The 20,530-nt window shown below is 71.3% G+C and carries 21 protein-coding genes; 14 read left to right on the forward strand and 7 right to left on the reverse strand.

The window, feature by feature from the left end:
- The first annotated feature begins 161 nt into the window (after positions 1-161).
- Positions 162-353 (forward strand): hypothetical protein, encoded by a 192-nt coding sequence (locus tag VFZ20_RS22885; protein WP_329686276.1) that lies wholly within the window; start codon positions 162-164, stop codon positions 351-353.
- Positions 354-363: 10 nt separating this feature from the next.
- On the opposite strand, the gene VFZ20_RS22890 is transcribed toward VFZ20_RS22885, so the two are convergent.
- Positions 364-1,323 (reverse strand): hypothetical protein, encoded by a 960-nt coding sequence (locus VFZ20_RS22890; protein ID WP_329686277.1) that lies wholly within the window; start codon positions 1,321-1,323, stop codon positions 364-366.
- Positions 1,324-1,410: 87 nt separating this feature from the next.
- Between VFZ20_RS22890 and VFZ20_RS22895 the strand changes: the two genes are divergently transcribed.
- The 8 genes from VFZ20_RS22895 (at position 1,411) to VFZ20_RS22930 (ending at position 9,178) form a co-directional block, all read left to right on the forward strand.
- On the forward strand, positions 1,411-2,007 hold the full coding sequence (locus VFZ20_RS22895) for a D-sedoheptulose-7-phosphate isomerase (protein ID WP_329686278.1): 597 nt from the start codon (positions 1,411-1,413) through the stop codon (positions 2,005-2,007).
- 44 nt (positions 2,008-2,051) lie between these two features.
- Positions 2,052-2,540: a hypothetical protein gene (locus tag VFZ20_RS22900; protein ID WP_329686279.1), complete on the forward strand. Its 489-nt coding sequence runs from the start codon at positions 2,052-2,054 to the stop codon at positions 2,538-2,540.
- 503 nt (positions 2,541-3,043) lie between these two features.
- The gene (locus tag VFZ20_RS22905) at positions 3,044-3,793 is read left to right on the forward strand and encodes an MBL fold metallo-hydrolase (protein ID WP_329686280.1); all 750 of its coding nucleotides are present in this window, start codon (positions 3,044-3,046) and stop codon (positions 3,791-3,793) included.
- A gap of 10 nt (positions 3,794-3,803) precedes the next feature.
- Positions 3,804-4,469 (forward strand): M15 family metallopeptidase, encoded by a 666-nt coding sequence (locus VFZ20_RS22910; RefSeq protein WP_329686281.1) that lies wholly within the window; start codon positions 3,804-3,806, stop codon positions 4,467-4,469.
- A complete protein-coding gene (locus VFZ20_RS22915; RefSeq protein ID WP_329686282.1) occupies positions 4,469-5,416 on the forward strand; it encodes a hypothetical protein in 948 nt (315 codons plus the stop codon). The genes VFZ20_RS22910 and VFZ20_RS22915 overlap by 1 nt, the downstream gene beginning before the upstream one ends.
- A 99-nt stretch (positions 5,417-5,515) precedes the next feature.
- On the forward strand, positions 5,516-6,094 hold the full coding sequence (locus VFZ20_RS22920; protein WP_329686283.1) for a DsbA family oxidoreductase: 579 nt from the start codon (positions 5,516-5,518) through the stop codon (positions 6,092-6,094).
- A 24-nt stretch (positions 6,095-6,118) separates the two neighbouring features.
- A complete protein-coding gene (locus VFZ20_RS22925; RefSeq protein ID WP_329686284.1) occupies positions 6,119-6,403 on the forward strand; it encodes a hypothetical protein in 285 nt (94 codons plus the stop codon).
- Between the two features lie 351 nt (positions 6,404-6,754).
- The gene (locus tag VFZ20_RS22930) at positions 6,755-9,178 is read left to right on the forward strand and encodes an ATP-binding protein (protein ID WP_329686285.1); all 2,424 of its coding nucleotides are present in this window, start codon (positions 6,755-6,757) and stop codon (positions 9,176-9,178) included.
- Positions 9,179-9,188: 10 nt separating this feature from the next.
- Here the strand turns inward: VFZ20_RS22930 and VFZ20_RS22935 are convergent, their stop codons facing one another.
- Positions 9,189-10,181 (reverse strand): hypothetical protein, encoded by a 993-nt coding sequence (locus VFZ20_RS22935; RefSeq protein ID WP_329686286.1) that lies wholly within the window; start codon positions 10,179-10,181, stop codon positions 9,189-9,191.
- Between the two features lies 1 nt (position 10,182).
- On the reverse strand, positions 10,183-10,986 hold the full coding sequence (locus VFZ20_RS22940; protein WP_329686287.1) for a class I SAM-dependent methyltransferase: 804 nt from the start codon (positions 10,984-10,986) through the stop codon (positions 10,183-10,185).
- Between the two features lie 87 nt (positions 10,987-11,073).
- Here VFZ20_RS22940 and speD point away from each other — a divergent pair, with 87 nt between their 5' ends.
- From speD to VFZ20_RS22955, 3 genes are read left to right on the forward strand one after another with little or no spacing between them, the layout of a single operon-like run.
- A complete protein-coding gene (gene speD, locus VFZ20_RS22945; protein WP_329686288.1) occupies positions 11,074-11,529 on the forward strand; it encodes an adenosylmethionine decarboxylase in 456 nt (151 codons plus the stop codon).
- A 1-nt stretch (position 11,530) separates the two neighbouring features.
- Positions 11,531-12,436, forward strand: coding sequence for a hypothetical protein (locus VFZ20_RS22950; RefSeq protein WP_329686289.1), 906 nt, complete (start codon positions 11,531-11,533; stop codon positions 12,434-12,436).
- A gap of 46 nt (positions 12,437-12,482) precedes the next feature.
- The gene (locus tag VFZ20_RS22955; protein WP_329686290.1) at positions 12,483-13,778 is read left to right on the forward strand and encodes an FAD-binding oxidoreductase; all 1,296 of its coding nucleotides are present in this window, start codon (positions 12,483-12,485) and stop codon (positions 13,776-13,778) included.
- A gap of 467 nt (positions 13,779-14,245) precedes the next feature.
- Here VFZ20_RS22955 and VFZ20_RS22960 read toward each other — a convergent pair whose 3' ends face one another.
- The 4 genes from VFZ20_RS22960 to VFZ20_RS22975 form a co-directional block, all read right to left on the reverse strand.
- Positions 14,246-14,788: an outer membrane beta-barrel protein gene (locus tag VFZ20_RS22960; protein WP_329686291.1), complete on the reverse strand. Its 543-nt coding sequence runs from the start codon at positions 14,786-14,788 to the stop codon at positions 14,246-14,248.
- A 74-nt stretch (positions 14,789-14,862) separates the two neighbouring features.
- Positions 14,863-15,096: a hypothetical protein gene (locus VFZ20_RS22965; protein ID WP_329686292.1), complete on the reverse strand. Its 234-nt coding sequence runs from the start codon at positions 15,094-15,096 to the stop codon at positions 14,863-14,865.
- Between the two features lie 204 nt (positions 15,097-15,300).
- The gene (locus VFZ20_RS22970; protein WP_329686293.1) at positions 15,301-15,534 is read right to left on the reverse strand and encodes a hypothetical protein; all 234 of its coding nucleotides are present in this window, start codon (positions 15,532-15,534) and stop codon (positions 15,301-15,303) included.
- Positions 15,535-15,711: 177 nt separating this feature from the next.
- Positions 15,712-16,905: a CoA transferase gene (locus VFZ20_RS22975; protein WP_329686294.1), complete on the reverse strand. Its 1,194-nt coding sequence runs from the start codon at positions 16,903-16,905 to the stop codon at positions 15,712-15,714.
- Between the two features lie 685 nt (positions 16,906-17,590).
- Here VFZ20_RS22975 and VFZ20_RS22980 point away from each other — a divergent pair.
- Positions 17,591-18,748 (forward strand): acyl-CoA dehydrogenase family protein, encoded by a 1,158-nt coding sequence (locus VFZ20_RS22980; RefSeq protein WP_329686295.1) that lies wholly within the window; start codon positions 17,591-17,593, stop codon positions 18,746-18,748.
- A gap of 3 nt (positions 18,749-18,751) precedes the next feature.
- Positions 18,752-20,347: a PAS domain-containing sensor histidine kinase gene (locus VFZ20_RS22985; RefSeq protein ID WP_329686296.1), complete on the forward strand. Its 1,596-nt coding sequence runs from the start codon at positions 18,752-18,754 to the stop codon at positions 20,345-20,347.
- The last annotated feature ends 183 nt before the right edge of the window (positions 20,348-20,530 follow it).

Here is a 20,530-nt window from a genome sequence, read left to right on the forward strand (position 1 = left end):
CCTGTCCCCGCGGTTCCGTCCGTTATTCGCTATTCCGTGTTCCGTATTCCCTGCCGTCCGTCCCAGGCGCACGGCCCTTGCAAATCCACCCGCCCGGCGCGTAGCTTGCCGCCTGCTGAACCCGACAACGACCCTTCTGAATACACGCTGGAGACGGACCCATGAAGTTCGCGCTGATCGGCGCCGTCCTGATTACCCTGCCCGCCATCGCCGGACTCCTGTACGGGATTTTCTCCGGCAACCAGTACCTGGTGTACGCGGCGATCGCGAGCCTGGCCCTGAACTCGCTGCCGTTCATCGCGGCGGGCGTGCTCATGAGCCGCCAGGGCGGCGGCGACGACCTGGGGCACTGAGCCCCGCGCGTCAGCGCACCTCGCGGATCACCCGCGGCTCCAGCAGGTACAGGCGTCCCTCGACCCCGAACGCGGCGTCGAGGGGCGCCGTTTTCGTCAGCCCCAGCACGCGCCCCGTGCGGGCGTCCAGCACGGCCAGCCGCGCTCCCCTGCCCCGGCCGAACACGGCCACCCGCGCCCCGGACGGATCCACCCGCAGCTCCATCTCGCCGCCGGACGCGCGGACGGGTGGCGTTTCCGTCCACACGCGCCGCAGCCCCTGCGGTCCGTGCCGCAGCCGCACCACCACGCCGTCCGCGTAGCCGTACAGGGTGCCGTCCGGCCCGGCGGCAAGGCCGTGCAGGGGCTCGGCCTGCTCGGCGCTCATCAGCACGCGGCCGCTGCCGGCGTCGCGCACCTGCACGGCGGCGGGCAGGTCGGTGGCGCGGTCCACGGACACGTACACCCGGTCCGCCAGGGGCGAGACGGCCATCCCCAGCGCCTCGCCGCCCGTCTCGGGCCAGCTCCAGCGCGGCTGCAGGCTGGCGGGATCCAGCCCCATGATCCCGCCGCGCCGGTTGGCCGTGAACACCCAGCGGCCGCGCGGGTCGCGGGCGGCGGCGCGCAGCCCCGTGGATCCATAGCCCGCCTTTGCCGCGCCGCCCGCCGCGTCCGCGCCGGAAAGACGCCGCCCGTCGCGGATCACCAGCCGGCCGCCCGTCCGCCAGAGGACGCGGGGCACGCTGTCGCGGCTGATGGTGACGGTGGCCCGGGCGCGGCCCGCGGTGTCCAGCGCCGTCAGCCGGCCGGGGGTGCCCACCCACAGCAGGTCCGCGGAGTCCACGGCCAAGGTGGCGCCTTCCTCCACGGGCGTGGCGAGGGGGATCTGCCGGGCCGGGGGCAGGGTGTCCTCGCGTCCGCAGGCAGCCGCCAGGAGGGCCGCGAGGCAGAGGAAGAAGACCCGCGCCCTTGCGTGGCCCGTGCGGCGCATGGAATCATTCCCGTTCCGATCGGAGCACCGTTGCGCGGGCCGGCTGCCCGCCTGAATCGCGCCGGGCCGGCGCGCCGCCGTCAAAAGATGCCGCACGAGGACGTTCTCTCCCTGATTCGCGATGCGCTGGACGAGTCCGCGCGCGTAAAGCTGGCCCTTCGGGACATGGCGCCCGACATCCAGCGAGTGGCCGGCCGCATCGCCGAGGCGTTCCGCGCGGGCAACCGGCTGTACGCGTGCGGCAACGGCGGCAGCGCCTGCGACGCCATGCACCTGGTGGAGGAGCTCGTGGCGCGGTACAAGCGTGACCGGCCGGGGCTTCCCGCGCACCACCTGCTGGACGCGGCCACGCTCACCTGCTGGAGCAACGACTACGAGTTCGCCACGGTCTTCAGCCGGCAGGTGGAGACCCTGGCGCGGCCGGGCGACGTGCTGGTGGCCATCAGCACCAGCGGCAGCTCGCCCAACGTGCTTCGCGCCGTGGAAGCCGGCAATGCCCGCGGCGTGCTCACCGTGGGCCTCACGGGCCGCGACGGCGGGCGGATGCGCGCGCTGTGCGCGGAAAGCCTGGTCGTGCCGGCGCAGGCCACGGAGCGCATCCAGGAGGGGCACATCACGCTGATTCACCTGGTGTGCGAGCTGGTGGAGCGGGCGCTCTTTCCCGAGCTCGTGCTCCCCGCGTGACGGCCGCGTCCCGATCATCCATCTCACTGTTCCAGAACCGCCGCATGCACAGGACCGTCCCCGTTGCCCTCGTCGCCGTTCTGCTGGTCGCCTGCGGGCGGGAGGCGCTTTCCGAAGACCAGCTGCAGGCGCGCCGCGACGCCCGCCGCGACGCCTGCGTGGCCGAGGCGCTGCAGGAGCACGCGCAAACGCGGCTGGCCACGCTGGACACGCTGCTGCGGCAAAGCCAGGCGCGCGGGTCCGTGCCCAGCCTGGTGAGCGCGCCGCACACGTTCGCGCGGGTGTACGCCACCTTCGCGGACCTGCGGGCGCACGAGACGGCCTACATCGACTCGGCGTTCAGCGCGGGAAGCAAGGAAGACTCCACGGCGTACGAGACCAAGGCGGCCAGCTTTCGCGTGAACCGCCCGTCGCCCGGCAGCCTGGAGGAGAACGTGTGGCGCGACTACGCGCGGGACTACGCCATGTCGCGGGCGGACCCGGAGCATGGGTGCAACAAGCTGGTGGAGGAGGTTGGGAAACGCAGGGAATAGGTGATAGGGAATAGGGAATAGCCTGCCGCTGCCTGAACTGCGGGGTACGGGGGACAGGTTACAGGGGGCAGCCTGCAACTGCCCTCGCCCTCGCGAGCCCCGTCTCTGCCCGCCACGCGCGGGTTGGGACGGGGCTTCGCCGTTGGCGGCGCGATGTCCACGCACTCCACGGCACTCGCCCGCGCCGGACCCGTCGGCGCAGGCCGACATCACGCTTCCGCAGCTGCGACTTCAGTCGCCGGGCTGGGACCCGGCTGCCCCGCGCGATCCGCCCTTTCAACCTCCCCCAGGTTTTATTGGGGGAGGTGGGCGAGTTTTACGAGCCCGGAGGGGGCGCCCGCTCGTACTCCGCTCCTTCTCTCGATCCATCCTGCCCCATCACCTCCGTACGTCCGTACCTCCGTACCGTCATCTTGCCCGGCGGCCCGCCGTCCGCGCATTGTGTCCGCGTGAGGCGGATGGATGGGGATGCGGATGAACGCGCGAAGAGAGGAAGGCGAACGATGGCCGTGGTGCACCTGTTGGGAACCGGCGCCGGGTTCAGCGGGCCGGAGCGGACCACCACCATGCTCGCGTTCGAAAGCGGCGGGCACTCCGTCGTCGTGGACTGCGGCGGCGACGCCATCCAGCGCCTGCTGGCATCCGGCCTGGACCCCGCCGGCATCGAGGCGCTCATCGTCACCCACGAGCACCCGGACCACTGCGCCGGCTTTCCCCTCTTCATGGAAAAGATCTGGCTCTCCGGCCGGCGGCATCCCATCCCCGTCTACGGCATTCGCCCCGCGCTGGACCAGGCCCGGCGCGTGTGGGACGCGTTCCGCACGGGCGGATGGGAGGGCGTGCCGCACATCCAGGAGCACGAGGTGCGGCTGGAGGCCGGCGCGCCCGTGCTGCAGAACGAGCGCTGGCGCATCACCGCGGCGCCCGGCATCCACGGCGTGCCCGTGATCGGCATCCGCGTGGAGGACGTGGCCGGCGGCGGCATCTGCACCTACTCGTGCGACACGGCCGTCTCGCCCGACATCACGGAGCTGGCGTGCGGCGCGGACCTGCTCATCCACGAGGCCACGGGCACCACGCTGGGCGGCCACACCACGTACGTGCAGGCCGCCGGGGTGGCGCGCGACGCCGGCGCGGGACGGACGGTGCTCGTCCACCTGCCGCCGGGTGTGACGGACGACGACTTGACGGAGGCGCGACAGACCTATGCGAACCTGCGGCTGGGCGAGGACGGAGCGCGATATGACTTCTGAACGGCGGACGATGCACAGACTGCTTTCCGGCTGGCTCCTTCTCGTGGCGGCGGCGTGCGCGCCGGCGGCCACCGCCCGATCGGCGACGGCGCAGGCGGACGAGTGCCGCATCGCGCCCGGCGCGCTCGTGAACGTGCGCTCGATGGATCGGACGATCCGCACGGACGTTCGCTACGCCACGCGCAACAACTTCACGGGCGACGTGCTCCCCGGCTACGAGCGGCCCGTGGCCCTGCTGCGCCCGGAGGCCGCGCAGGCGCTGGGACGCGTGCAGGCGCGGCTGCGTCCCCGGGGGTTCAGCCTCAAGGTGTTCGACGCGTACCGCCCCGTCCGCGCCACGCTGGGCATGGTGGACTGGGCGGAGCGCTCCGGCAACCAGTGGGTGCTGGAGCAGGGGTACGTGGCCCGGCAGAGCGGCCACAACGTGGGCCGCACGGTGGACCTCACGCTCGTGGACCTGCGCACGGAGCGCGACGTGGACATGGGTACCCCGTACGACACCTTTACCGAGACGGCGCACACGGCCAACGCCTCCGGCCAGGTGGCCGAGAACCGGCGCATGCTCGTGGAGGCGATGGCGGCGGAAGGCTTTCAGAACTACGAGAAGGAGTGGTGGCACTATAGCATCCCCGGCCCGCGCGAGCCGCTGGACGTGCCCCTGCGCTGCTTCCGCTGATGCGCGTCCGGCGCCTGCTTTCCCTCGCGCTCCTCGCCGGGTGCGCGGGCCAGGCGCCGCCCGCGCCCGTACCGGCGGTCGTCCCCGCGATGGAGCAGACGCCGGCGACGGCTGCCGAGTCGGCGATCGAGCCGCCGCCCGCGCCGCCGGGGCCGGGGTTCGGGCCGCCCGGCGCGCGGCTGGATTCCATGGACTACGCGGTCTACTCCGCCGTCCTCGAGGCCATTCCGCAGGGCGAGCCGGCGTTCTTCGTGGTGATGGACAGCACGCGCGCCATGCAGATGGACGCCGTCATGCAGTCGCTGCTGGAGGTGGAGATCGAGAAGATCGGCCCGCGCCGCGGCGGGGGCCTCGTCAGCCGGCTGGCCTACGTGAGCGAGGCGCGCTACCCCATCCAGCCGGCCTTTCCGCTGGATCGCGGCAAGTACCGGCTGATGTCGGAGACGGAGTTCCGTGCCCTGTTCGGCCTGCGCCCGGGCCAGCCGTGGCTTCCCCATTCTTGCAACGGATGGGCAGCCCTCGCCCGCCTGCATCCCGGCGCCGAGGGCCGGCACGAGTTCTCGCGCGTGGCGTACGACTACGATCGCACGATGGCCCTCGTCTTCTACGAGCACCGCTGCGGCAACGTGTGCTCGGACGCGCACTACGTCGTCCTGCGGCGCAGGGAGGACGGCCCGTGGAAGCTGGAGAACTCCGTCAGCACGTTCACCAGCGGCGACGACCACACGTACGATCGGCACGACGGGCACGGGATGGCGGACACCGTCGTCGTCGACATCCCGCAGGCGGCCCCCGTCGCGCCGGAACTCTGCCCGATAAACACCGCCCCCTCCATGCATCGGATGATGCGCATCCTCCCCGCCCTGCTGTTCGCCGCCGCGCTGGCCGCGTGCGACGCCTCGCGCGTGCTCCCCGTGGTCGCCGACGTGCGGCTCTGGATGAGCTGACCCGCAGGCGCGGGCGGCGAAGGCTTGCGGCGGACGGGCGCGCGGAGCATCTTCCGCGCGCTTTTCGTTGCGTACGGTCCCGATGGGAGAGCTGAGGCGATGGCGGTCCCCGTGACGGTGTTCTCGGACTTTGCCTGCCCGTTCAGCTACGTGACGGAGGCGATGCTGCGGCGGATGGAGGCCGCGGGCGAGATCGAATCGACGTACCTGGCCTACGAACTCTTTCCCGCGCCCGCGCCCCTTCGCGGAGGCGGCGGCGAGTGGATGGAGGCGCTCACGCCGCTGGCGGACGAGCTGGGGCTGGAGATCGGCGTTCCACCGGCGCCCGTGCGCACGGCCAAGGCGCACGAGGCGGCCGCCTTCGCGCAGTCGCGCGGCACGGGCCCCGCGATGCGGGACGCGATCTACCGCGCGTACTTCGTGGACGGCCGCGACATCTCGCGCATCGACGTGCTGGTGGCGCTAGGCACGGCGCTGGGCATGGACGCCGGCGAGATGAAGGTGGTGCTGGACGTGGACACGTGGGCGCCGCGCATCGCGGCGGAGCAGGACGCGGCCCGGCGCGCGGGCGTGGACGGCACGCCCACCGTCGTCGTTGGCACGGGAGACGCGGCACAGTGGCTGGTGGGCGCGCGGCCGTACGCGGAATTGCGGGCGGCCCTGCTGGGCAACGAGTGAAACTCAACCGAGAGTCTTGAAGCGATGGCGGACTACGAGCGCCTGACGGCCCTTTCCATGCGCGACGTGTGGACGCGCGTGGACGAGATCTTCACCACGCGCGGCGAGCTGGCGCTGACCAAGGAAGACAGCCACAGCCGCACCTACAGCGGCGCCGAGGGCACCGTCCACGTGGACGTGCACCGCCACGGCCCCACGGCGTCCGTCGTCATCCGCACGGACCGGCTGCGCACCAGCAAGGTCGACAGCGTGGTGCGCTACCTGATGAACCAGCTCCCGTACCAGCCCGGCGACCCGCCCCGGGAGTGAGTGCGGAAGTGCGGAAGTGCGGAAGTGCGGAAGTGGTGACGTGCACGGGTCGGCTCCGGGAAACCGGGGCCGGCCCGTTCTGCATTCCCGCCGAGCGCCACACCCGCCCGATCCGGGATCTCCGGGTCAATTTCGTCGACGACCCGACAGGCACCGTCGCCGTTACGATGAGTCGATGGGCCCGGTCCTGCTACCCGACAAAGAGGCACTTGCGAAATACTTGAATGCGCCACATTGTTTCACGACGTAAAAATATTCCGTAAGCCTCACCCGGCGCGTAGCCTCGCAGGCTTATAACTACAGATTATCTCCCCCCGCCCCGAAGGCGCCGGTTCCCACCGCGCAGGCACTGTGCTCGGTAACAACCTCAAGCTGCTGGCCTCTTTGCATGCCCGGGCGCTGACGGGCTCCGGGTCGGTGGTAGTGATCTGTGGCGAGAGCGGCCTGGGCAAGACCTATACGGTCGAGACCTTCCTGGCCTCGCTGAACGGGGCGGACGTTGTGCTCCGGGCATCGGGCCGGCCGCAGACCTCCAAGCCGCTCTACCCCCTTTACGAGGCGCTCACCGAATACCTGGGCAAAGCATGGTGGCGTCGCTATGCCCAGCCTGCCCGGGACCTTGCGGTGGCGCTTCCCTACGTAGGCAGCTGGCTCAAGCCGCTCTTACCCGATTCGTCTCCCGGCGTGTCGGCAGGCCTCCCGGGCGACATCTTCACGGAGCGTTCCCAGTACCCCCACCTCCTGGACTTCATCCGCAGGTCCGTCAAGAAGCAGCCCGCGCTCTTCTGGATCGACTCCGTGCAGTGGGTGGACCAAGAGACCCTCGAGTTCCTCAAGTACCTGCGCAACCACGCGGCGGGCGGGAACATCCTCTGGATCCTGTCCATCAACCCCCACGCCCCGGGGATCTCCTCACCGGCGGGCGTGGAGCAGTTCCTTGCCTACTACCGCGCCGCGGCGGACCGCGAAGACGTCCGGTTCTGCGAGTTGCGTCCGTACCGCCGGGAGAGCCTCGAGAGCTTGATGGGGCGCATCCTGGGTGCGCCCGTGGAGCTGGACACGGGCTCGGCGAACCTCCTGTACGAGCGCACGCAGGGCGTTCCCTACATCGTGAAGACGGTGATGGACCTGCTGCGTCAAGAGGGCCAGCTTGTCTTCGAGCGGGGGACGTTCCGGCTGGCCGCGCCGCTTCAGGAGCTTTCCCTCCCCGCCTCGCTGATGAGCGCCATCGGTGAAAGGCTGCGCACGGTGTACCGCTCCGTCCCCGCCGCGCGGGGGATTTTGGAGGCCGCCGCCGTGATCGGGGAGCAGTTCGAGGACGCCACGCTGGACGCGGTCCTGGACCTGTGCGACACCTACACGCTCCTCAACACGATCGAGGAGCAGCAACACCTGGTTCGCAACCTGCTCGAGCAGCGGCGCTGGGAGTTCGAGCACGTAACGATCCGGGACTTCATCTACAGCTCGCTGGGCCGGACCGCCGCGCGCATCCACACACGCCTGGCAGAGCACCTGGTGGCCACGGGGTGCGACGACAGCTCGCAGGTCGCCTTTCACTTTCGCGCGGCGGGAAACACGGCCGCGGCCGTGCTGTACTCGCTTCGGCATGCACGGCAGTGCCTGCAGCACGGGTTCTTTCGCGAGGCACAGCGAACGCTCGACGAGCTGTGGGAGTCCGGGGACATCTTCAGCCACCCCGAATACGCCGCCGACCGCTTCGGCATCCACTACGACCGAGCGCTGAGCTACTACTACACGGGGGCGTACGAGGAGGCACTCCGGCAGCTCGCGTCGCTGCACGACGCGCCGGGCCCCGAGGAGGTCATGCGCGTAGGGCTGCTGCTGGCCCAGTGCCTGAACAAGGGCAGCCACCCGGGCGACTTCACACGCGCGGCCGAGATCCTGGAGGAACTGGCGGCCCAGCCAGCTCCGCGCGGCCTGACCGGCCGGGTGCTGGCGGAGCTGGTGGTTTCGTACGCGCACCTGAACCGGTACGCCGACGCGCGGCACGTGTTCGTGCGGGCGGACCGCCTGCTAAGCCAGTCCGACCAGCCGTTGGAGCGCGCGCAGCTGATGCGCAAGGCATGCATCTTCTACGAACCTGAGCTCTCCATCCCCATCCTCAAGCGCGCCGTGGAGGTGGCCCGGCGGCGGCGCATCGACCACGAGGTGGTGCGGGCCCTCACCAACCTTTCCACCGAGTACCTGTTCCTGGCCGACTTCGAGCGCGCTCGCCTGACGATCGAATCCGCGCTTCGCGTGGGCGAGGAGCTGGGCGGGTTCGGGATGGACTACCTGCTCAACAACCTGGCCATCGTCCACCTGCGCTCGGGAAACGTGGTCCAGGGTGTCGCGCTCCTGCAGCGGGCCCTGGAGCACGCGAGCCGTGCCGTGAACCAGCTCATCCTGCGCGTCAACCAAGCGGCCTGCATCCTTGCGGACCGCGGCCCCGGAGAAGCCGCGGAGCTGCTCCTGCGCCTGCTGGACGAGGCCATGGTGATCGGCGAGGAAATGTACACCACGGCCATCCGGCTGAACCTCGCCGCCGCCTACCGGGCGTTGGGACGGTACGCCGCCGCCCTGGAGCAGCTTGCCGCATGCGACACCGGCCTGGCTGAGTTCGACCCCGCGTACGGCGAGCAGCGGACCCGCTTGCTGCTCGGCGTCCTCCAGGCTGCGGGCGCGCTGCACCCCGGCCGCCCCGTGCCCCCACGGCGGTCCATAGGCGCCCACCCGGAGATCTACCTGGTCGACATGCAGTTCTGGGGAGACTGACCCGCCCGGCTTACCCGCCGCTGCGCTGCCGCGCCACCGATCCCTCCACCAGCCCCCCGATGAGCGGCACGAACTCCAGCCCGGCAGCCCGGGCCGCCAGGACGAAGCTGGAGTCCTGGAAGATGTCGGGGTGCGTGGCGGCCTCGATGAAGTACGCACGCCCATGCGGATCCACCCGGAAGTCGAGCCGTGCGTAGTCGGCGCACCCCAGCGCCCGAAAGCCGCGGACGGCCTGCTCCCGCAGCCAGGCGCCCAGCACCGGGTCGCCCTTGTACAGGGCAAAGTCCACGCTGTCCTCCACCCAGTCCTCGTTCCGAACGATGCCATGGGGGTTGCCCGGCCCGCGGGGCACCACCAGCTCCACCAGCTCCAGCGCCCGGGGGGAGGCGTTGCCGATCACGGGCACCTGGACCTCAACACCCTCGATGAACGCCTGCACGAGCGCCGGCTGGCCGTAGGTGTCCAGCACGTGTGCCACCTGCGCGCGCAGGGTATCCGGCCCGTCGACCACAGACTGGTCAGTGATGCCGATGCTGGAGCTCTCGTAATTCGGCTTGACGATCGCGGGGAACACGCTCCAGCCCGCTGTCCCGGCAGGGTCGGTAACGAGCGCGCTGGGGGGAATCGGGATTCCGCACAGGGCCGCCACGGCGAGCGTGTGGAACTTGTTCCGAGCCAGCGTCACCGCGTAGGCATCCGATCCCAGGAACGGGAGCCCGTGGATACGGCAAAGGGCGGGGACGGCCATTTTTCGGTCGGGACCGTACAGGCCCTTGGCCTCGTTGAAGACGAAGTCGATCCGCTCCTTGATCGCGGGCAGCTGCCGCAGGAACTCCCGGGCGCCATCCACCACCTCCACCTGGTGACCGCAGGCCTTGAGCGCGGCGATCAGATCGTTGGCCTGACTGGGGGAAAAGAGCTCCGTGGCCAGCTCGTTCACCAGGCCGTCTTCGCCGATCCCGAAGACGTGCTCCCGCACATCGTAGATGAACCCGATGCGCATGTCAGGCGCTCCGGATCGCGGTGATCGCCGCCATGGGCCAGCGGCCCGGGCGCGCATGGAACGTCGGCTCGCCAAACCCCGTGGCGAGCAGGTCCGCGAGGATCTCACTCCGTGAAAACGAGAGGTACTCGGAGGTGACGGTCCGCTGGAGGGAGACGCGTCCCGGTTCCGTGAGGTAGAGGTCCTTGGTGCGGCGGACGTGCGGAGCAACCCGGGTTTCGTGGATGAGCACCGCGAGCTCGAGTCCTTCCCATTCCACGGGCCCGGCGACCTCCGTGAGCGACGACCGGCCCGTGGGCAGCTCCTCGAAGTCCTCGCGAAAATCCAGGTAGAGCAGCCCTCCGGGCCTCATTACCGAACACATTCCGTCCAGGGCCTCACGTCGTGCACGGAGCGTGAGCGACCGCGCCAGCGCGTTGCCCGTGCAGAGCACCGCATCGAACGGTTCGTGGAAGACATCCGGCAGCGCCGTCCACTCCGCCCTCCGCACCGTCACCCCGTTCAGGCCGCGCTGGTGCACCTTGGCCTGGGTAACCCGCAGCATGTCGGCCGACGCGTCCGAGAGGCACATGGAGTACCGGTCCGCCAGCCAGAGCATGGGCTCTCCCGTGCCGCAGGCGCAGTCGAGGACTCGGCCCTCGCGGGCAAACGGATCCACCAGGGTCGTGAGAAAGTCCAGGAGGAGCTGATCGGGCGCGACGTCCGGGTAGTAAGCGAGCTCGTAGAGGATTCCGTCGTCGGGGAGGGGAGGCGCCGCATCCGCGGCGGACGTGGGGGCCGCGGAGCGGCTGGGTGCAGGAGGCATCGGAAGCGGGCCAAGTGAGGATAATCTGTAGTTATCCATACCTGGTCCCGACTCCCAGGCCAAACCTCAGCCACGCCAGAGCAACGCGTGCCCAGTAAACGACCCCGCGCCATCCCGCCGCCCCCGCCCCTGCGGGACGACCGCGCGTCTACGATCCGGGTGGGAACCCACTACCTGCTCGAACTGCACGACTGCCCACACTCAGTGCTGAACGATCCGGGCGCCGTGGAGCGGGCCCTCAAGGAAAGTGCGCGAGAAGGCCGCCTGACGGTGGTGGACGTGGTCGTGCATGCCTTTTCGCCCGTGGGGGTGACCGGCCTGGCCATCCTCCAGGAATCGCACCTGTCCGTGCACACGTGGCCCGAGTTGGGGTACGCGGCGGCGGACGTGTTCACCTGCGGCGAGCGCGTGCACCCGGAACGCGCGTGCACCTCCCTCGTCCGCACGCTGGGTGCGGCGCAGTACAGCATCCGGTGCATTCCCCGGGAGGCGCTGCCAGCCCCGCAGCTGATTCCGACTGCGGCCGCCGGGCACGGGGGCTGACATGGATCCGACTTTCCCGCCCCGGCCGGCAACGGTGCAGGGGGCTCCAGACCTCGCAGCACGCCCGGCCCACCGCGTGGTGCTGGACCGGCACACGGGTATCCAGCACCTGCTGATCATCGACACGGACGACCGGGGACGCTGCCTCCTCCTGGACGGAGTGTTGCAGCTGTCCACCTCCGACGAATTCATCTACCACGAGGCGCTGGTGCATCCCGCGGCCCTGCTGCACCCCGCTCCGCGCCGGGTGCTGCTGCTGGGTGGCGGAGACGGAGGGGCGCTGCGGGAGGTGCTGCGATGGCGGACGGTCACCGCGGCCACCGTGGTGGACGTCGACCCGGAAGTGGTAAAGGCGGCGCGCGTTCACCTGGACGCGGTGCACCAGGGCTCATTCGACGACCCGCGGGCGCGGGTGGTGTTCGACGATGGATGGGCCTTTCTCGAGGGCGGCGCGGGCGACACCTGGGACCTGGTGCTGGCCGACCTGACCGACCCGGTAGAGGGCATGCCTTCGGCGCCGCTCTACGGCGAGCCGTTCTACCGGCGCGTCCACGCCCGGCTGGCACCGGGCGGTGTGTTCGCCACGCACGTGGGGGCCGTGGAGCCGGGGACCGCCGGGACTGCGGTGCTGAACCGTGTCGCCGTGGACCTCTCGCGGGTGTTCCAGGCGGTGGTGCCGTACTGCGTACCCGTGCCCGCGTACGGCTGCCTGCTGGGGTTCCTTATGGCCTCGTGCGCGCCACTTCCCCAGGAGCCGGCGGCCGGTGCAGCCGACGACCGGCTTCGCCGCCAGGTCCGCGGGCAACTCCGCACACTGGACGGGCTGGCACTGGGCGGACTGCTCCGGCCGCCCCGGTACGTGCGCCAAGCCGTAGCCGGCACGTCCTCCCCGCGCACGGAGCGGTGAGGCGGCGGCCTGGGCTGCGCCCCCACGTCGGGGACAGGAGGGCGGGATGATCGACGGCCCGCCGTGGGCGGTCGCGGACGTGCCGTTCCACGCGCCCCCGCTGGAGCGGGATGTATCCACGGACGTGCTGGTGGTCGGAGCCGGCGCCGCCGGGGTGCTCACCGCGGAAGCCGTGCTGCGCCGCACATCGCTCCGGTGCGTGGTGGTCGAGCGCGGCACCGTAGGCACGGGCGCAACGGGACACAGCGCCGGGCACTTGGCCACGGGGTTCGAGATCGGCTACGCCGAACTGGCCCGCCGCCGCGGACCGGCCGCCGCAGTGCGGGCCCACGATGCGTTTGCGGAGGGTCGGCGCGCCCTGCACGCCGTGATCGACACGTGGGGAATTCAGTGCGGCTTCCAGGAAGTACCAACCGGCGTGGCCTATGCACGCGCGCGGGATCTGCTGGATGACCTTGCCACCGATACCGCGCTGTTCCCGGGGGACCTGCGCGGCGCGCGCTACGCCGCGAACGGGATCAGCGGCCTGTCTACCAGCGCATCTCCGGCTCTCGTCACTCCCCTCCACCCGGAAGACTACCGGGGCACGCTGCTGATGCGGTTTCCCCACGTGGGCGTTCGCATGGGTGCCCCCACCACCCTGACCAACCCGCGTGCGCTCACCCGCCTGCTTGCCGGCGCCTTGCGGGCGCGCTTTCCCGCGCGAATCGCGGTGCACGAGCACTCCGCCCTGCACGGCTTCACAGACTACGAGGGCGGGTATGAGTGCCGGGTGGGGACGCACCGGGTGCGGGCACGATCCGTGGTGTTTGCCAGCAACGGGAACCCGCCGGCCCCTACTCCACCGACCCTCTCGTCCAGCATCGCGCCCTCCGTGCACTGCATGCTGGGCTTCGTCGTCGAGGACGGCCTCGTTCCGCACGCGTTCGGCTGGTACTCCGCCGATCCTCACCACGACTTCTATTACGGCAACGTGCGGCCATGGTCGGACGGGCGCCTGCTGCTCGTCCTGGGCGGGCCCGACCACCTGTGGCTGGAGGGAGCCACGTCCCGGGATGTCGCGGCGTTCCGCGCCAGCAGCCACGCGCGCCTGCTGGCCTTCGCGTGGAAAACGGGCCTGGTGAACGCACGCACGGCACCGGACTTCGGCTGGCACGGCACCCTGGGCTACACGCGCGACGGGGTGCGGCTGATCTGCCGGGATCCACGTCACCCGGGCATCTATCACAACTCTGGATGCAACGGCATCGGCCTGCTGCTTTCCGCGTACGGAGCCCAGCAGATCGCCTCGCTGCTGAACGGCGGGCAGGGCGAGAACCTCTTCGAGGGCTCTCACGCGTAGCGGTCGTGACACCCCCGCGAGCGCCTCCTCCGGGCGCATGGACTCTCCCCCTCCCAACCCCTGACAAGTGCCGGAGAGTCGAGATGCCTTTTCCTCTCGCGGGATGCGCGCATTGCCCACATGACCGGCAATTCCCAGCGAGCGATGGTTGATCGCGCCCCAAGCCCATGCCCCAGGGCCGGATCCCGGCGGCCGGGCCACCGGGGTGTCGGGCTTATCCGCAAGGAATCCGCATCCCTGCCCCATTCCGACCCATCCCCGTCCGGAATCCTGCCTGACCGCTGAATGCCCCGAGGTCACCCATGTGCCGATCGCACAAACGACTACGGCCACCCATAAGGGTGGCCGCAGGATCTGCCGCCCGGCCCGGTTTGGCCCAGAACGGCGCTGAACGTGGTTCGAACCAGCACCTCATCCGGTGTCCACGTCAACCCATTCACCGCAAAGCCGCGCTGCGGTGGGCGCACTCAGTTCCGCGGGGCGCCGCGAAAGCGGGGGCGGTCGGGGCGGCCGAACTGGTAGCGCAGGCCCACGCTCACGTCCGTGTGGTCGTCGCCCTCCGCCTTGCCGATGTCGCGCATCCGCGCGTCCACCACCAGGCCCAGCTGCTCGGAAAGCGCCACGCGCGCGCCCACGCCCAGCGAGTACAGCGTCTCGCCGTCGTCGTCCTCCGCGCCAAACGTGTACGTCTTCGCCGCGCCGATGCCGCCGCCCACGTACGGCGTGATGACGGAGCCCAGCGGCACCTCCACCTGCAGCTGGGCTTCCAGCAGACTGGCCGCCGCGCGCGGCGCGTCGTCCAGCGGATCGGCCACGGAGCCGGCGAGCTCCAGCAGCAGCGGCCCCGGCAGCGGGAACTCCGTGCGCAGCGCCGCCATCACCACGCTGCCCTCGTCGTACATCCGCGCGCCGCCCGCGAGGGTCACGGCCTGCGCATCCGCATCCGCCACACCGGCCGCCACCGCCAGCAGCGCCGCCACACCCGCGCGGCGCGAGTCCAATCCCATCATCCAGTCACCTGTGCTTCAGAGTCGAGGAACGCGGTCACGTTCAAAGATACACGCGTTCCCCGCCCAAGGATCGCTCAGCAGGCGTACTGGCCGCTTTCGCCGCAGTAGCACATCCGCTCGCCGTCCGTCCACGCGTCCGTGGGCTGGCACGGGCGCCAGCCGCTCAGACAGTCCTTTCCGCACCCGGTCGGCGGGCAGGTGAACAGGCTGACGTTCCCGTGCACCGTCCCCCGCGTGGCCCCGTCCTCCGTCTCCGTCTCGAACGACTCCACCCGCAGCTCGTTGACGTTCAGGCTGATCTTGCGCATGGGAACCTCTCGTGCCGGGACACCGGGACCCCGAACCCGCGGGAGGGCGGATGAGATCCCGGCGCATGGAATGTGTCCGGAAAGATGCAGACGATGGACGAATACTGCAAGTCCCCTTCCGAGCGGAAACACCTCACCTCCGATCGTGATACGCGAAAGGGGCGGCCCTCCGGCCGCCCCTTTCGGTGTCTGGAACCCGCGGCGTCAGTCGATGCAGAGCCCCGTGTTGTTGCACAGACACGCGACCTGGCCGTCGGTCCACGCGTGGGTCGGCTGGCAGGGCCGGGGCCCGCTGAGGCACTCGTCTCCGCACTGGGTCTGCGGGCACGAGAACTGGCTGTAGTACCCGTTCACGGTGCCGCGCTCCTTGGACGTATCCTGTTCCGTGGCGAACGACTCCACCCGCAGCGCGCTCACGTCCAGGCTGATCTTGCGCATGGGAACCTCTCGTGCTGGGACGCCGGGCCCTGCACGCGCGGGAGCGCGGATGCGGATCCAGACGCATGGATTGTGTCCGGAAAGATGCAACCCGCCGCCCGGTGCGGCAAGTCGGCTTCCGGGCGGATCACGCACGTGCCGCATCCTCCTCATCTCGTCGTTCGTCCGGGCGAGGGATCAGCCGCCGAACGCGTCCCAGCCCTGGTCCTCGACCTGCTCCGTGTGCTCGCCGAGCGCGGGAGCGGGGTCGCGCAGGGATGCCGGCGTGCGCGACAGGCGCAGCGGTGACGCGACGGTGGGCACGGCGCCGTACGTGGCGCCCTCCATGGGCCAGACGCCGGCGCGCTCCGTCAGCACGGGATCGCGCAGGGCCTCGCCCACGCTCTGCACGGGCGCGCAGGGGACGCCGGCGGCCTCCATCATCCCCAGCCACTCGGCGGCCGGCCGCGCGCGGAACCGCTCCGCCAGCGCGCCCACGACCTCGTCGCGGTGCTGGATGCGGCCGGGGTTGGTGGCGAAGCGCTCATCCGCCGCGAGGTCGTCCGCGCCGATGGCCGCGCAGAGCTTTCGCCACTGCGCGTCGTTGCCCACGGCCACGACGAACGCGCGGTCCACCCCGTCGAACGCCTGGTAGGGCACGATGGTGGGATGCGCGTTGCCCCAGCGCCGCGGCTCGGCGCCCGTGACGAGCGCGGCCTGCGTGACGTTGATGAGCCCCGCCACGGCGCTGTCGAAGAGCGCCACCTCCACGCGCTGCCCGTGCCCGGAGCGGTCGCGCTCGCGCAGGGCGGCGAGGACGGCGATGGCGGCGTTCTGTCCTGTGAGCACGTCCACGATGGCCACGCCGGCCTTGGTGGGCGCGCCGTCCGGGTCGCCCGTGACGGCCATCCACCCCGCGCGCGCCTGCACGGCGAAATCGTAGCCCGGCCGCCCCGCCTCGGGCCCGTCGGCGCCGTAGCCCGTGATGGTGCAAAAGACGAGGCCCGGGTTGTCGCGCGACAGGTCGGCGTATCCCAGGCCCCACGAATCGAGCGTCCCCGGCGCGTAGTTCTCCACGACGACGTCCGCGTCGCGCGCCAGCCGCCGGACGAGGTCGCGGCCGGCGTGGGACTTGAGGTCGGCCGCGACCGAGCGCTTGTTGCGGTTGACGCACAGGTAGTACGCGGCCTCGCGTCCGTCCGGCCCGGTGGCCCAGGGCGGGCCCCAGGTGCGCGTGTCGTCGCCGGTGCCGGGGCGCTCAACCTTGATGACCCGCGCGCCCAGGTCGCCCAGGGTCATGGTGCACAGGGGGCCGGCGAGAACGCGGCTCAGGTCCAGCACGCGCACGCCGTCCAGCGGCCCGCGCGGCGGGGAAGTCTCGATATCAGGCATCGACAGGCAGGTTCGGTGGATCGGATGCGCGCAGCTTAAACGGCAGTGCGAGAGTGCGAAAGTGCGGGACGGCAGTGCGTGAGTGCGTGAGTGCGGAAGTGCGTTAGTGCGGGAGTGGGATCGCGCGCAGGTCAGGTTCGAAGAGGTGGGGCGGGCGCTCAGCCGACCCGGCGATTGAAATCGCGGCACCGAAAACGTGATGTCGGCCTTCGCCGACGGCTCGTGCACGGGCGGGGCGTTTGCACCGAAGTGGGGTTCCGGCGCGTAGATGATGCATGGGTGGAGGAGTACCGAGGCGGGGCAGGCGCGTGGATCGTGCACGGGCGGAGGGGGTGCACCGGAGGCGGGCCCGCGCGTCAGGAGCGAATGGAATTCGCCGCTGGAACACCGCGAAGTCCGCCTGCGCGGACTGAACCGCCGTCCCCCTGCCGTGACGCATGCCCTTCGCCGGGGGGCGGCCCGCATTGGCGGTTGAAGCCTCGTTCGCAGAGCGCGTCAGCGCGAGACGGGGCTTATGGCTGTCCCAGCGGCGGGTTTACCCGCTCAGGCTGGGGCTTGGGGCTCCCACCGGATTCCAACCGGGCTCGCACTCCCGCACTCTCGCACTCCCGCACTCCCGCACTGCAGTTCAGCCCGGGGCACGCATCGTGTAGAGTGCCCGCGTGACCCGAGCCCGGACATGCCCATGCCCCACTCCGAACGCCTCGCCGCCCTCGCGGACACGGCGCGCGCCATCGCCACCGACGTCGTCGCCCCCCTCGCCGAGCGCGAGGACCACGAGGCACGCTGGCCCGCCGAGGCCATGCGCGCCCTGGCCGACGCCGGCCTGCTGGGGCTGCACGTCCCCGAACCGCTCGGCGGACGGGGCGAGGGGCTCAGCGGGCTCGTCACCATCGCGGAGGTGCTGGCGTCGGAGAGCGCATCCACCGCCATGTGCTTCGCCATGCACTGCGTGGGCACGGCCGTCATCGCCGCCAAGGCCACCGACTTCCAGAAGCAGGCGTACCTGGAGCCCATCGCCCGGGGCGCCCACGTCACCACGCTGGCCCTGAGCGAGCCGGGAACGGGCGCCCACTTCTACCTCCCCGAGACGGCCATCGAGGCCGACGGCGACCGCTACCGCCTGGACGGCACCAAGAGCTTCGTCACCAACGGCGGGCACGCGGACTCGTACGTCGTGAGCACGCGCGCGGCGGCCGATGCGGGCGGCGACGGCGCGTTCTCGTGCGTGCTGGTGGACGAGGGCACGCCGGGGCTCCAGTGGTCCGAGCCGTGGACGGGGCTGGGGATGCGCGGCAACAGCTCGCGCGGCGCGCGGCTGGAGGGGGTACGCGTGCCCCGCCGCAACCTGCTGGGCAACGAGGGCGACCAGCTGTGGTACGTGTTCGAGGTCGTGGCGCCCTACTTCCTCATGGCCATGGCGGGCACCTACGTGGGCGTGGCGCAGGCCGCGCTGGACACGGCCCGCGTGCACCTGGGCACCCGCCGCTTCTCGCACTCCGGCGAGCTGCTGGGGAGCGAGCCCGTGCTGGCCCACCGCCTGGGCGCGATGTACATCGACGTGGAGCGCACCCGGCGGATGGTGCACGCCGCGGCCGCCCGCGCCGACGCCGGCGAGCCGGACGCGCTCGTGGCCGTCCTGGGCTGCAAGGCCGCCGCGGGCGACACCGCCGTGGCCGTCGCCAACGAGGCCATGACGCTCTGCGGCGGCATGGCGTACCGCGACAACAGCCGCCTGGCCCGCGTCCTTCGCGACGCGCGCGCCGCCCACGTGATGGCGCCCACCACCGACATCCTCAAGACGTGGACGGGTCGAGCCCTGCTCAACCTGCCGCTGGTGTAGCCGGTGGACCCCGCGCTGGTGCTCGCCGAGGGCCGCCCCGCGTGGGCGGACGCCCTGCCGGACGCGGCCGTCCTTTCGCCCGGGGCGGACGCGGACGCGCTGGGCGAGGCCGCGCGCGCCGCGGGGGCCGCGTTCGTGGACGGGGCCCTGCCGGACCCGCTCGCCGCCGTGCGCCGCCTGCGCGCCGTGGACGCCGACCTGCAGCCGGCCGTCGTCGCGGCGGAGGACGTGCGGCCGGCCATCGAGCGCGCCCTCCTCTTTTCCCCCGGCATGGGCGAGCTGTGGATCGTCCCGCCGGACGAGGTGGACGCGGCGCTCGTGGCCCGCGCCACGGCCGTCACCGAGCAGCGTCGGCGCTACCGCGGCACCCGGCGCACGGTGGCGCGCGACCTGGCCCGCGCCGAGCCCCGGCGCGACACCCGCGCCCTGATCTCCGACGCGTTCCTGGCCACGCTGCTGGACGTGCTGCCGGACCCTGTCGTCTCGCTGGACGACGGCGGGCGCGTGCTGTCGTGGAACCCGGCCGCGGAGCGGGTGCTGGGCTGGCCGCGGGGCGAGGCCGTGGGCCGCGAGGTGGGGGCACTGCTGCGCGCCGAGCCGGCGGAGGCGTTCCAGGCGCTGCTCCGGGACGGATGCGACGCGCCGCTGCGGGGCGAGTTCACCCTGCGGCGCCGCTCCGGCGAGCGCGCCGTCGTGGAGGTGGCCGTGGCGCCCGCGCGCGCCGCCGGGCACGACGTGCGCGCCGTCGTCCTGCACGACGTGACGCACGCGCGCGAGACGCAGGCCGAGCTGGAGGCCCAGGCCGCCGAGCTGGAATCGCAGGCGGCGGAGCTGGAGATCCTGAACGCCGACCTGGCCGAGCGTACGGTCGCGCTGGAGCAGGCCCAGGCCACGCGCAGCCGCTTCTACGCGGCCATGAGCCACGAGCTGCGCACGCCCATCAACGCCGTGCTGGGCTACAACCAGCTGGTGCTGGACGGCATCTACGGCGGAATCGAGCCCACCGTCGTCCAGCCGCTCACCCGCGTGCAGACGGCGGCCAAGCACCTGCTGGAGCTGGTGAACGACGTGCTGGACCTGTCCAAGATCGAGGCGGGGCGCATCGACCTGGAGCCGGAGACCACGGACGTCAGCCGCGTGCTGGGGGAGCTGATGGACACCGTGCGGCCCGTGGCGCAGGAGCAGGAGACGGAGCTGGTGATGACGAGCGGCGGCCCGTGCGAGCCCGTCGTCACCGACCCGCGCCGGCTGCGGCAGATCGTGCTGAACCTGCTGTCCAACGCCATCAAGTTCGGCGAGGGGCGGCCGGTGAGGGTGGGCTGCCGGGCCGCGCCGGACGGCGGCGTGGAGATCTCCGTGGCGGACGAGGGCCGTGGGATCGCCCCGGAGGACCAGGAGCGGATCTTCGAGGAGTTCGTACAGGTGGACGCGGAGGAGCAGCAGGGCACGGGCCTGGGCCTGCCCATCTCGCGGCGCCTGGCGCAGATCCTGGGCGGATCGCTCGACCTGGACTCCGAGCCCGGCCGCGGCAGCACGTTCACCCTGCGCCTGCCTCCGCGTCTGCCGCCCGTCCCTCCCCCGCCCCGGCTTCCGCGCTGATGGGAGTGCGTGAGTGCGAAGTGCGTGAGTGCGAAAGTGCGTGAGTGCGAAAGTGCGAAAGTGCGAAAGTGGGTCATGTACCCGTTCATGGTTGATGCCTCGTAGGAGGCACGACCATCGAGAGCAGATGCTGAACGGTCCAGCAACGATCAGTCAGCCCGGCAGCCATCGCCGGCGTGCGCT

Origin of the sequence: Longimicrobium sp., assembly GCF_036280135.1 — a bacterium.
Taxonomy (GTDB): domain Bacteria; phylum Gemmatimonadota; class Gemmatimonadetes; order Longimicrobiales; family Longimicrobiaceae; genus Longimicrobium.